Annotated in this window: 11 protein-coding genes, 1 tRNA gene and 1 riboswitch; of the genes, 6 read left to right on the top strand and 6 right to left on the bottom strand. The window is 73.2% G+C overall.

Annotated elements, in window-relative coordinates; all coding sequences use genetic code 11:
• The first annotated feature begins 1 nt into the window (after position 1).
• From orn to AWH51_RS14365, 3 genes are all read left to right on the top strand, one after another.
• Positions 2-622 (top strand): oligoribonuclease, encoded by a 621-nt coding sequence (orn, locus tag AWH51_RS14375; protein ID WP_063072739.1) that lies wholly within the window; start codon positions 2-4, stop codon positions 620-622.
• Positions 623-666: 44 nt separating this feature from the next.
• Positions 667-742 (top strand) — tRNA-His (locus tag AWH51_RS14370).
• Between the two features lie 156 nt (positions 743-898).
• On the top strand, positions 899-1,249 hold the full coding sequence (locus tag AWH51_RS14365; RefSeq protein WP_063072738.1) for a metallopeptidase family protein: 351 nt from the start codon (positions 899-901) through the stop codon (positions 1,247-1,249).
• 89 nt (positions 1,250-1,338) lie between these two features.
• On the opposite strand, the gene AWH51_RS14360 is transcribed toward AWH51_RS14365, so the two are convergent.
• The 6 genes from AWH51_RS14360 to AWH51_RS14335 all read right to left on the bottom strand — a co-directional run bounded on the left by AWH51_RS14360 (position 1,339) and on the right by AWH51_RS14335 (position 5,768).
• Positions 1,339-1,611, bottom strand: coding sequence for a hypothetical protein (locus tag AWH51_RS14360; protein WP_063072737.1), 273 nt, complete (start codon positions 1,609-1,611; stop codon positions 1,339-1,341).
• Positions 1,612-1,620: 9 nt separating this feature from the next.
• Positions 1,621-2,169, bottom strand: coding sequence for an AAA family ATPase (locus AWH51_RS14355; RefSeq protein ID WP_063072736.1), 549 nt, complete (start codon positions 2,167-2,169; stop codon positions 1,621-1,623).
• Positions 2,159-2,953 carry an energy-coupling factor transporter transmembrane component T family protein gene (locus AWH51_RS14350; RefSeq protein ID WP_081235146.1) on the bottom strand — a complete coding sequence of 265 codons (795 nt, stop codon included), beginning with the start codon at positions 2,951-2,953 and terminating at the stop codon, positions 2,159-2,161. Before AWH51_RS14350 ends, AWH51_RS14355 begins: the two co-directional genes overlap by 11 nt.
• Positions 2,950-4,506, bottom strand: coding sequence for an ABC transporter ATP-binding protein (locus tag AWH51_RS14345; RefSeq protein ID WP_063072735.1), 1,557 nt, complete (start codon positions 4,504-4,506; stop codon positions 2,950-2,952). The genes AWH51_RS14350 and AWH51_RS14345 overlap by 4 nt, the downstream gene beginning before the upstream one ends.
• Positions 4,507-4,508: 2 nt before the next feature.
• Complete coding sequence (locus AWH51_RS14340; protein WP_063072734.1) at positions 4,509-5,162, bottom strand: ECF transporter S component; 654 nt, start codon at positions 5,160-5,162, stop codon at positions 4,509-4,511.
• A gap of 34 nt (positions 5,163-5,196) precedes the next feature.
• Positions 5,197-5,309, bottom strand: a riboswitch (TPP riboswitch).
• Between the two features lie 126 nt (positions 5,310-5,435).
• Positions 5,436-5,768, bottom strand: a complete 333-nt coding sequence (locus tag AWH51_RS14335) for a hypothetical protein (protein ID WP_063072733.1) — start codon at positions 5,766-5,768, stop codon at positions 5,436-5,438.
• Positions 5,769-5,971: 203 nt separating this feature from the next.
• Here AWH51_RS14335 and glgX point away from each other — a divergent pair, with 203 nt between their 5' ends.
• From glgX to treZ, 3 genes are read left to right on the top strand one after another with little or no spacing between them, the layout of a single operon-like run.
• Entirely contained in the window at positions 5,972-8,176 is a 2,205-nt protein-coding gene (gene glgX, locus AWH51_RS14330; RefSeq protein ID WP_063072732.1) for a glycogen debranching protein GlgX, read from the top strand.
• Positions 8,173-10,518, top strand: a complete 2,346-nt coding sequence (treY, locus tag AWH51_RS14325) for a malto-oligosyltrehalose synthase (RefSeq protein WP_063072731.1) — start codon at positions 8,173-8,175, stop codon at positions 10,516-10,518. The genes glgX and treY overlap by 4 nt, the downstream gene beginning before the upstream one ends.
• Before the next feature lie 2 nt (positions 10,519-10,520).
• Positions 10,521-12,323 carry a malto-oligosyltrehalose trehalohydrolase gene (gene treZ / locus AWH51_RS14320; protein ID WP_063072730.1) on the top strand — a complete coding sequence of 601 codons (1,803 nt, stop codon included), beginning with the start codon at positions 10,521-10,523 and terminating at the stop codon, positions 12,321-12,323.
• The last annotated feature ends 28 nt before the right edge of the window (positions 12,324-12,351 follow it).

The raw sequence follows: 12,351 nt of genomic DNA, 5'->3' as shown, positions 1-12,351 counted from the left end.
GATGGGCAACAACGCGGACCGGCTGGTGTGGATCGACTGCGAGATGACGGGGCTCGACCTCGCGATCGACGAGCTGGTGGAGGTCGCGGTCGTCGTCACCGACTTCGACCTCGTCCCCGTCGACGCGGGCTTCAGCATCGTCATCAACCCGGATCCCGCAGCCCTGGCGAACATGGGCGAGTTCGTCACCGACATGCACCGCTCCTCGGGGCTCCTCGAGGAGATTCCTGCGGGAGTCAGCCTCGCCGACGCCGAGTTCGCGGTGCTCGAGTACCTCCTGCAGCACGTCCCCAACGGCGGCAAGGCGCCCATCGCGGGCAACACGATCGGCACCGACCGCGCGTTCCTCGCCAAGTACATGCCGCGCGTGGACGCGCACCTGCACTACCGCAGCGTCGACGTCTCCTCCATCAAGGTGCTCGCCAAGGAGTGGTTCCCCCGGATCTACTTCAACTCCCCCGCCAAGAACGGCGGGCACCGCGCCCTCGCGGACATCCTCGAGTCCATCCGCGAGCTCGAGTACTACCGCCGCGCCGCCTTCGTGCCGGCGCCGGGACCGGCGACCGAGGACGTGCAGGCCATCTCCGCGGACGTGACGTCCGCGTGGGCTCCGCGGCTGTAGTATCCTCATTCATGGCCGTCCGCGAGAGGGGGATCGGCCGCATGGTGGGCGTAGCTCAGTTGGCAGAGCGCTGGCTTGTGGAGCCGGAAGTCGCGGGTTCGAGCCCCGTCGTCCACCCCACCGGGAAGGGCCGGGATCCGAGAGGGTCCCGGCCCTTTCGTCGTCTGGGCCCTTCCCTCGTCTGGGCCCTTCCGCCGTCCCGGCCGTCCTCGTCCTCGGCCCTTCCGCCGTCCCCGTGCGGTCCAGCCGCGGCCCGCGGCGTGCGAGGCTGGCACCGTGCTGCACTGCGACCCCGAGGACTTCGAGCGACTGGTGGTCGACGAGCTCGACGCCCTGCCGGACGAGATGGTCGACGGCCTCGACAACGTCGTGTTCGTGGTGGAAGACCGGCCCGAGGACGGGTCCCTCGGCCTGCTCGGGCTCTACGACGGCGTCGCGATGACCGAGCGCGGGCAGTACGGGTTCGGCGAGATGCCGGATCGGATCGTCGTGTACCGGGAGCCCCACCTGCACGAGGTGGACGATCTCGAGGACCTCCGCGACCTGGTGCACGTGACGCTCGTGCACGAGATCGCCCACTTCCACGGCATCGACGACGACCGCCTGCACGAGCTGGGCTGGGCCTGACGCCGGACGCCGGACGCGCGACGGCCCCGGCCGCATCGCGCGGGCCGGGGCCGTCGGGATCGGCGCTCAGGCGCCGGCCGAGGTCCGGATCAGAGCTCGAGGGACTCGTCGTCGCCCTCGCCGAGGACGTCGTCGCTGCCGTCGGCCACGAACGAGTACGTCACGCGCTTCTCACCCGCGACCTCGGTCACCTCACCGGCGCGGTACTGGAAGAGGGCCTCCTTGCCCTCGACGGCGGACAGGGTGCTGATGGTCTCGTCGTGCCCGCCGTCCACGAGCACGCGCGTCTCGGTGGTGCCTTCGAGGGGGCCGTCGGCGAAGACGGCGAGGTAGCGGACGTCGGTGGGTGCGGAATCGGTCATGGCCTCAGGCTACCCGGGCGTCACGGCGGCGTCCGTCCGGACGACGACGTCGGCCAGGGCGCGCGGACCCTCCCGGGCGATGTGGTCGCGCCACTGGGCGTCCCAGCGCTCCCACTCGGCGGCGAAGGCCTCGCCGTCGCGCGCGATGGCGCGGGCCCGTCGGACGTCGTCGTCGGCCTCGACCCAGATGCGGTGCGTAGCCAGCGCCGCCGCGATCCGCGTGAGGGACCCGCAGCCCTCGACCACGAGCGGCCGGTCGGGGTCGAGGTCGTGCCACTCGGCGGGCGCGTCGGCCGCCCAGTCCCAGCGGCGCCACCGGGGGCGCCCGCCCGGCCGCATCTCCGGCAGGACGTGCCGCTCGAGGTGCCGTGACGCCCGCTCGAGACCGTCCCAGCCCGGGTAGACGTCGTCGAGGCGGAGCAGCTGCGCGCCCGGCGGGAGCTGCGCGGCCGGATCGCCGTCGCGGACGAGGGCGTCGGCGAGCGTCGACTTGCCGGATCCGCTCGGGCCGTCGACGAGGACCAGCGCGGGGCGCCGCTCCCCCGCGTCAGGCGGCAACGAAGTCCCACGTCCCGGCCGCGACGGCCGCGCCGACGGACACCGCGGCGACGAGCACGGCCACCACGACCACCAGGTGCTCGCGCCGACCGACGACGCTGGGGCGCGCCCAGGTCCGGGCGCCCGGTCCGCCGAAGCCGCGCGCCTCCATCGCGGTCGCGAGCTTGCTGCCGCGGCGGATGGAGAGGACCAGCAGCGCGAACGCCTGCCCCGCGAACCGACGCACGCGGCCCCGGTCGGCGACCCCGCGGGCCCGCCGGGCGAGCTCGAGCGAGCGCCAGTCGTCGAGCAGCAGCCCGACCAGGCGGACGCCCGCGAGGGCACCCAGGACGAACCGCGACGGGAGGCGCCACACCTGCGCGAGGCCGTCGGCGAGGTCGGTCGGGTCCACGTCCGAGAAGAGGATGAGCGACGCGATGCCGACCGCGAGCACGCGGAGCGTCGTCGCGAGGGCCAGCAGCACGGAACCCTCGCTCACCACCACGAGGAGGAACTGCGCGTAGACGTCTCCCGAGGTGCGCCCGTAGAGCAGGATCGTGAGGCCCGCGCCCGGGGCCGCGATCCAGATCGGGATGCCCCGGACGAGGAGGGACCGGACGCGGATCCCGGTGAGCGGGAGCAGCAGCAGCTCGAGCGCGAGCGCGGCACCGGCGGACACCACGTCGAGGCTGAGGACGAGCGCGAGGGTCAGGACGAGCGCGGCGGCGAGCCGGGCGACCGGGTTCACGGCGGCGAGGCCGGTCGCACGCGCGGCGGGCGCTGGCTCGCGGATCGCGGCGCTCACCGGACCACCCGGAGCCGCGCGGGTGCCGCGGCGGCGGGAGCCAGGCGGAGCACGTCGTCCGCGAGCGCCTCCACGAGGTCCTCGTCGTGCGTCACGGCGAGCACGCCGACGCCCTCGCGGTCGACGAGGTCGGCGAGCAGCGCGACGAGCTCCGCCCAGGTGCGGGCGTCCTGGCCGAAGGTCGGCTCGTCGAGGACGAGGAGGCGCGGGGCCGTCGCGAGCGCGGTGGCCACGGACAGCCGGCGCTTCTCGCCCCCGGACAGCGTGAAGGGGTTGGCCTGGGCGAGGCCGTCGAGCCGGAGGCGCACGAGGAGCTCGTCGACGCGTCGCGCGGACGTCGCCGGGTCGGCGCCGACGGCGCGGGGCCCCACCTTCAGCTCTGCGCGGACGGTCGCCGCGAGGAACTGGTGCTCCGGGTCCTGGAAGACGGTGCCGATGCGGGCGGCGAGCTCGCGCGAGCGCCAGGCGGACGGATCCGCGTCGAGGCCGTCCGCGAGCGGGCCCTCGGCGACCACCCGGCCGGAGACGGCGGGCAGGAGCCCGCCGAGCGTGAGCGCGAGCGTGCTCTTGCCGCCGCCGTTGGGTCCCGTGAGCGCCGCGACGCGTCCCGCGGACAGGGTCAGCGAGACATCCTCCGCCACGGCGACACCACGCCGTCGCCCCACCGCGAGGCCATCGGCCCGGAGCAGCGGGGAGGGCGCCGCCGGGGCGCGGTCGGGCGCCGCCGGCTCCCGACCGGGGACCCACACGCCGGCCGCCGCGAGGGAGGCGCCCTGGTCGCGGAGCACGTCGTCGGGCGCGCCGTCGGCGAGGATCCCGCCGTCCGCCCCGAGGACGACCACCCGGTCGACCAGGTCCCGCCAGACGGCGACGCGGTGCTCGATGACCACGAGCGTCGTGCCCGTGGACGCGACCACGCGCTCCACCGCGCGGCGCACCTCGCCGACGCCCTCGGGATCGAGGTTGGCCGTGGGCTCGTCGAGGAGCAGGAGGCCGGGCCGCATCGCGAGGACGCCCGCGAGCGCGAGCCGCTGCTTCTGGCCGCCCGAGAGCGCGGTCGTCGACCGGTCGAGCTCGACGTCGAGGCCGACGGCGTCGAGGGCGTCGCGGACGCGGATCCAGATCTCGTCCCGCGGGACGCCCAGGTTCTCGCAGCCGAACGCGACGTCGTCGCCGACGCGGGAGAGGATCACCTGCGCGTCCGGGTCCTGCAGCACGAGGCCGGCACGACCACGCTGGCCGGCCGGATCCACGCCGTCGACGCGCAGCTCGCCCCGGCTCTCGCCCTCGTCGTCGCCCCCGAGGACGCCCGCGAGCGCATGCAGCAGCGTGGTCTTTCCCGCGCCGGATGCGCCGAGGAGCAGCACGCGCTCCCCCGGCTCGATGACGAGATCGACGTCGCGGACGGCCCAGGCGCTCCGGCCGGCGTGGCGCCAACCCCATCCGACGGCCTTGACGGCCGCACCGCCGCCGCCCGACCGCGACGCGGCGTCCGCGGGCGACCGGTCGGCGACAGGGGCGGCCGTCGAGCCGCGCCGGCCGGGTCGCCGCACGCTCAGACCCGGGCCGCGGTGTCGCGACCCGAGGCGAACCGCGACAGCGCGCCGGTGCGGGCGAGCGCCCGGGCGACCAGCCACGACAGCAGGCCGGCGATCACCGCACCGGACACGAGCGCCGCGATCGTGTAGACGACGACGAAGACCGGCGAGGAGCCCGGGTAGTAGGTGATGAGGTCGGTCACGGCCATGCCGAGGCCCGCCCCCATGCCCGCGAGGACGGCAACGTAGGCGCGCCAGTTGGCGTAGAGGAAGACGAGGAGCACGAGCTCGGCGCCGATGCCCTGCGTCAGGCCGGAGAGCAGCGTGCTCACGCCCCACACGTTGCCGACGAGCATGGAGACGAAGGCCGCCAGCAGCTCGCCGTACAGGGCGGCGCCGGGCTTGCGGATCACGATGCCGGTGAGGACGCCGGCGAACAGCCAGCCGCCTCCGGCGAGGGCCTGGAGCCCGGGCAGCAGCGGCTCGAACAGGCCGGCGACGGGCACCGACGCCGTGTTCCAGAGGACGAAGACGAGGCCGGAGGCGACGCCGAGGACGCTGGCCACGACGATGTCGATGACGCGCCAGCGGGCGCGGAGCCCCGAGCGGGGTGCGCGGGCGCCGGCATCGCCGGGGAGCGCGGATGCGGTGGACGAGGGTGATGCGGTCATTGGACGTGCCCTTCGGGTGAGTGTGAAGAGGGCACGGGTGCGAGATGGAAGCCTCCCTGCGCTGGCATGATCCAGATCAGGTTCTTACGGTCGAAGACTGGGTGTCTTCCTCTCAGCCCGGCTCACCGGACTCCCGTGTTCGAGGCGATCCTAGCGCGCGGTGGGGCGTCCGCCGCGCCCGGGATGCGCGGGCACCCCGGACGCACGGGAGCGCGGGCGCCCGAGGGCACCCGCGCTCCGCGGTGGTCGTGCGCGCCGGTCGGGCGCCCGTCGCTACCTGAGGGTCTTGATGAGCTTGACGAGCACCTTGCCCGAGATCCAGATGACGGGCGTGGCCACCGCGAGCAGCGCGATGACGTTCGGCTGGAAGCGCACCTCGCCGTCGGTGGCGATGTACGCGCCGATCGGCCAGGTGGCGCCGCCGCCCCCGCCGCCGCCCGCGACGTTGCCCTCGGAGTCGGGGAGGTCGCTGCCCCCGCCGAAGCCGTACCAGGCGAATGCCACGGGCACGATGGTCGAGCCGTCGATGTCGAGGGGGTCGCCGTAGACCGTCCCCACTCCGGCGTTCTTCACGTTCTCTGCGAGCTGTGCGACGAGGTTGGTCATGCGTCCCACCGTACCCCGCGAGCCCCGCCGGATGCCGGGCGATCCCGGTCCTCGCGGTAACCTCGCCCCTGGTGCGTCGTCGCGTCGCATCCGGCCTCCCCCGCCGCTGCGGCAGCTGCGGATCCACCGCCTGCCCCGCCCCCGACGGATCCGCGCCCGCGCGCGCGCCGTCGTGGGACGAGTCGACCCAACTGGAGGACCACTTGCACACCTGGCCCGGAAACCCCTATCCGCTCGGCGCGACCTTCGACGGGAGCGGCACGAACTTCGCGCTGTTCAGCGAGGTGGCCGAGCAGGTGCAGCTGTGCCTCATCGAGGAGGACGGCACCGAGACCCGCGTCGACGTCACCGAGGTCGACGCCCACGTCTGGCACTGCTACCTCCCGCACGTGCAGCCGGGCCAGCGCTACGGCTACCGGGTGACCGGTCCCTACGAGCCCGAGAACGGGCACCGCTCGAACCCCGCGAAGCTGCTGCTGGACCCCTACGCCAAGGCCACGTGCGGCGAGTTCGACTGGCACCCGTCCCTCTTCGCCTACGACTTCGGCGACCCGGCCAGCCGCAACGACGAGGACTCGGGCCCGCACATGATGCTCGGCGTCGTCGTGAACCCCTTCTTCGACTGGGACGGCGACCGCCTCCCCCGCACGCCCTACAGCGAGTCCGTCGTCTACGAGGCGCACGTGAAGGGCCTCACGCAGCTGCACCCGCGGATCCCCGAGGAGCTGCGCGGCACGTACGCGGGCATCGCGCACCCCGCCGTCATCGACCACCTGCAGCACCTCGGCGTCACCGCCATCGAGCTGATGCCCGTGCACCAGTTCGTGCAGGACAACACCCTGCTCGAGAAGGGCCTCCGCAACTACTGGGGCTACAACACCATCGGCTTCTTCGCGCCGCACAACGCGTACTCGTCCACGGGCGAGCTCGGCCAGCAGGTGCAGGAGTTCAAGTCCATGGTGCGGGCGCTGCACGCGGCCGGCATCGAGGTCATCCTCGACGTGGTCTACAACCACACGGCGGAGGGCAACCACCTCGGCCCGACGCTCTCGTTCAAGGGGATCGACAACCAGGCCTACTACCGGCTCATGGAGGACGACCCCACCTACTACATGGACTACACGGGCACGGGCAACTCGCTCAACGTGCGCCACCCGCACTCGCTCCAGCTGATCATGGACTCGCTGCGCTACTGGGTCACCGAGATGCACGTCGACGGCTTCCGCTTCGACCTCGCCTCCGCGCTCGCCCGCGAGTTCTACGACGTCGACAAGCTCGCCACCTTCTTCGAGCTCGTGCAGCAGGACCCGGTGGTGTCGCAGGTCAAGCTCATCGCCGAGCCGTGGGACGTGGGCCCCGGCGGCTACCAGGTGGGCAACTTCCCGCCGCAGTGGACCGAGTGGAACGGCAAGTACCGCGACACCGTGCGCGACTTCTGGCGCGGCGAGGCGTCGTCGCTCGGCGAGTTCGCGGCCCGGATCACCGGATCCGCCGACCTCTACGAGCACTCGGGCCGTCGCCCGGTGGCGTCGATCAACTTCATCACCGCGCACGACGGCTTCACCATCGCCGACCTCGTCTCCTACAACGAGAAGCACAACGAGGCGAACGGCGAGGACAACAAGGACGGCGAGAGCCACAACCGCTCCTGGAACATGGGCGTGGAGGGGCCGACGGACGACCCGGCGGTGCTCACGCTCCGCGGCCGGCAGCAGCGCAACATGCTCGCGACGATGATCCTGTCGCAGGGCGTGCCGATGATCCTGCACGGCGACGAGCTCGGCCGCACCCAGCAGGGCAACAACAACACGTACGCGCAGGACAACGAGATCAGCTGGGTGCACTGGGACCAGGCGGACCAGCCGCTGGCGGAGTTCACCGCCTCGGTGGTGCGCCTGCGCAAGGAGCACCCGACCTTCCGGCGCGGCCGCTTCTTCGACGGCCGGCCCGTGCGCCGCGGCGAGGGCGAACCGCTGCCCGACATCGTCTGGCTCGACGCCGACGCGACACCCATGGTGGACGACGACTGGGAGTCCGGCCTCCGGGCGATCGGCATGTTCCTCAACGGCAACGGGATCCGCGGGCGCGACCGCCGCGGCGAGGACATCTACGACACGCACTTCCTCCTCTACTTCAACGCCCACGACGAGCCGGTGTCGTTCACCCTCCCGTCGGACGAGTACGCGGACGCGTGGGAGACCGTGATCGACACCGCGGGCGTCGGAGCCGACTCGACGGCGCTCCGCGCGAGTAGCGTCGTGGACGTGGCGGCCAAGGCACTCGTGGTGCTGCGCGCCTACACGGAGCCCGAGGTGGAGCCCGACCACTCGGTCGCGGCGAGCCTCGCGGTCCTCACCCACGCGCAGGCCGACCGGCCCGCCGCAGACCCAAGGAGCGACATCAGTTGAGAACCCCCATCTCCACCTACCGGTTCCAGGTGCGGGAGTCCTTCGACCTCGCGGCCGTCGCGGCGCAGCTGCCGTACGTGAAGGACCTCGGCGCGGACTGGGTCTACCTCAGCCCGATCCTCACGGCGGAGCCCGGATCCGACCACGGCTACGACGTGGTCGACCACGCGCAGGTGGACCCGGCGCGGGGCGGGGCGGCGGGACTGAAGGCCGTCGCCGACCGCGCCCACGAGCTGGGGATGGGCGTGCTGGTGGACATCGTCCCGAACCACGTCGGCGTCGCCACCCCGGTGGAGAGCCTCTGGTGGTGGGACCTCCTGACCCACGGCACCGCGAGCCGCTACGCCGAGGCCTTCGACGTGGACTGGGACTTCGGGCGCGGCAAGGTGCGGATCCCCGTGCTCGGCGACGGCGAGTCCGAGCTCGACGAGCTGACGCTGGTCCGCGGCGACGACGGCACCGTCGAGCTGCGCTACTACGACCAGCGGTTCCCCGTCGCGCCCGGCACGGCCGAGGACGACGCGGACGCCCGCACGGTGCACGAGCGCCAGTCGTACGAGCTGATCAACTGGCGTCGCGCCGACGCCGAGCTCAACTACCGCCGCTTCTTCGCGGTGAACACGCTCGCGGGCATCCGCGTCGAGCTGCCGCGCGTGTTCGAGGAGTCGCACGCCGAGATCTCCCGCTGGTTCCGCGAGGGGCTCGCGGACGGCCTCCGGGTCGACCACCCGGACGGCCTGCTCGACCCGAAGGGCTACCTCGACGACCTGGCGCGGATCACGGACGGCGCGTACGTGCTCGTGGAGAAGATCCTCGAGCCCGGCGAGACGCTGCCCACCGACTGGGCCACCGCCGGGACCACCGGGTACGACGCGCTCGCCGAGATCGACCGCGTGCTCGTCGACCCCGACGGCCAGGTCGAGCTCGATCACCTCGAGGCGTCCCTCCGCGGCCTGCCCCAGGGTGAGCTCACGGACTGGGCCGACATGATCCGCGGCACCAAGCGCGGCATCGCCGACGGGATCCTCCGCAGCGAGGTGCTCCGCCTCGAGCGCCTCGTCGAGGACGCGCCCGCGGACGCCGCCGACGCGCTCGCCGAGCTGCTCGCCACCTTCCCCGTGTACCGCAGCTACCTCCCGGGCGGGCTCGCGCACCTCGAGGAGGCCGCCGAGGCCGCGCGTGCCAGCCGCCCCGACCTCGCCGCCACCATCGACGCGCTCATGCCGCAGCTGTCCGACCCGTCCACGCTCGTCGCGCAGCGCTTCCAGCAGACGAGCGGCATGGTCATGGCGAAGGGCGTCGAGGACACCGCGTTCTACCGCTACTCGCGGCTCGTCTCCCTTAACGAGGTCGGCGCCGACCCGTCGATCTTCGCCATCGACGTCGACGACTTCCACGCGCGCCAGCAGGAGCGCCAGCGCGTCGCGCCGCACGCGATGACCACGCTGTCGACCCACGACACGAAGCGCGGTGAGGACGTGCGCGCGCGCATCGACGTGCTCTCCGAGACGCCCGAGGCGTGGCGCGACGCGCTCGAGCGGCTCCGCGAGGTCGCGCCCACCGGCGACGGCCCGTTCGAGAACCTGCTCTGGCAGACGCTCGTCGGCACCTGGCCCGCGTCGCGCGAGCGCCTGCACGCGTACGCCGAGAAGGCGTCGCGCGAGGCCGGCGACTCCACCACGTGGACCGCGCCCGACGAGGCGTTCGAGGAGCGCATGCACGCGCTCGTCGACGCGGCGTTCGACGACCCGCGCGCCCGCACCATCGTCGCCGGGCTCTACGACCGCCTCTCCGGCCCCGGCTGGTCGAACTCCCTGGCCGCCAAGGCCATCCAGCTGACGGCCCCCGGCATGCCCGACGTCTACCAGGGCAGCGAGCTGTGGGAGACGAGCCTGGTGGATCCCGACAACCGCCGCGAGGTCGACTTCGGCACGCGTCGCGCCGCCCTCGACGCCGTGCTCACGGGCGCCGAGCCCGCGATCGACGAGACGGGCGCCGCGAAGCTCCTCGTCACGGCGCGCGCGCTCCGCCTCCGCCGCGACCACCCGGAGCTGTTCACGGGCTACGACCCCCTGCACGCGGCGGGCGACGCCGCGGCGCACGTGATCGCCTTCGACCGCGGCGGCGCCATCACCGTGGCCACCCGCCTGCCCGTGGGGCTGGAGTCCGGCGGCGGATGGGGATCCACCACGATCACGCTGCCCGAGGGCGAGCTCGTCGACCACGTGAGCGGCCGCCGCCTCGACGGCGGACGCGTCTCCGTGGCCGCGCTCCTCGCCGACTACCCGGTCGCGATCCTCGCGCCCGCCTCCACCGCCGCCGACCTCACCCCCGGGAGCTGAGCATGACCGACGACCGCTTCGACATCTGGGCCCCGAAGGCCCGCACCCTCGCGCTGTCCGTGGGGGACGAGCGCCTGCCGCTCTCCCCCGTGGGCGACGGCTGGTGGACCCTCGACGCCGCGCGCGCCGAGGCCCTCCCCTCCGGCGACCTCGACTACGGCTACCTCGTGGACGACTCCGACACCCCGCTGCCGGACCCGCGCTCCCGCCGCCAGCCCGAGGGCGTCCACGGGCGCTCGCGCACGTACGACCCGTCGTCGTTCGCGTGGACCGACCAGGCGTGGACCGGCCGCCAGCTCGCCGGCGCCGTCGTCTACGAGATGCACATCGGCACCTTCACCCCCGAGGGCACGCTCGACTCCGCGATCGACCGGCTCGACCACCTCGTCGCGCTCGGCGTCGACCTGGTGGAGGTGCTGCCGGTCAACGGCTTCAACGGCACGCACAACTGGGGCTACGACGGCGTCCTCTGGTACACGGTGCAGGAGACCTACGGCGGCCCCGAGGCGTACCAGCGCTTCGTCGACGCCTGCCACGCGCGCGGCCTCGGCGTCGTGCAGGACGTCGTGTACAACCACCTCGGCCCCTCGGGCAACTACCTGCCCGTCTACGGCCCGTACCTGCACGAGGCGTCGGCGAACACGTGGGGCAGCAGCCTCAACCTCGACGGGGAGGACTCCGGTCCCGTCCGCGAGTACGTCATCGACAACGCGCTCATGTGGCTCGGCGACTACCACGTCGACGCGCTGCGCCTCGACGCGGTGCACGCGCTCGTCGACCACACGGCGACGCACCTCCTCGAGGAGCTCGCGGTGCAGGTGGACGTGCTCTCCGCGCACGTGGGCCGCCCGCTCACGCTCATCGCCGAGTCGGACCTCAACGACCCGAAGCTGATCACCTCGCGCGAGGCCCACGGCTACGGACTCGACGCGCAGTGGAGCGACGACTTCCACCACGCCGTCCACGTGGCGCTCACGGGCGAGACGACGGGCTACTACGAGGACTTCGCGTCGCTCGGGGCGCTCGCCAAGGTCATCACGCGCGGCTTCTTCCACGACGGCACGTGGTCGTCGTTCCGCGGCCGCGTGCACGGTCGGCCGCTGGACCTCGAGCGGATCCCCGCGCACCGCCTCGTGGTCGCGAACCAGAACCACGACCAGATCGGCAACCGGGCGACCGGCGACCGCCTGACGGCGACGCTCGACGAGGGCGGGCTCGCGCTGGCGGCCGTGCTCACGCTCACGTCGCCCTTCACGCCGATGCTCTTCATGGGCGAGGAATGGGGGGCGACCACCCCGTGGCAGTTCTTCACCTCGCACCCCGAGCACGACCTCGGCGAGGCGACCGCGAAGGGCCGCATCGAGGAGTTCGCGAGGATGGGCTGGGACGAGTCCGTCGTGCCGAACCCGCAGGACCCGTCCACCTTCCAGGACTCGAAGCTCGACTGGTCGGAGCTGTACGGCGCCGAGGCCGCCGCGTCGCAGCACGCGCGGCTGTTCGCGCTCTACAGCGAGCTGATCCGCCTCCGCCGCGCGCACCCCGACCTCACCGACCCCCGGTTCGCCGAGGTCGAGGTGGAGGTGCACGAGGAGGCGCGCCTGCTCGTGATGGACCGCGGCGAGCTGTCGATCGTGGTCAACCTCTCCGACGAGGAGCGCCGGGTGCCCGTCGTGGGCGAGCGTCCCGCGCTGCTGCTCGGGACCGCCCCGGGCGTCGAGCTCGGTGCGGACGAGGTCGTGCTCCCGGCGCGCACCGCCGCGATCCTCGGGCCGGTGGCGGACGCCGCGGAGGCGCTGCTCGCCTGAGCGACCGGGGCCCGGGCGGGCGGCGACG

This window comes from Clavibacter tessellarius (assembly GCF_001618005.1).
GTDB lineage: Bacteria > Actinomycetota > Actinomycetes > Actinomycetales > Microbacteriaceae > Clavibacter > Clavibacter tessellarius_A.
This window is presented reverse-complemented; position numbering and strand designations above follow the sequence as displayed.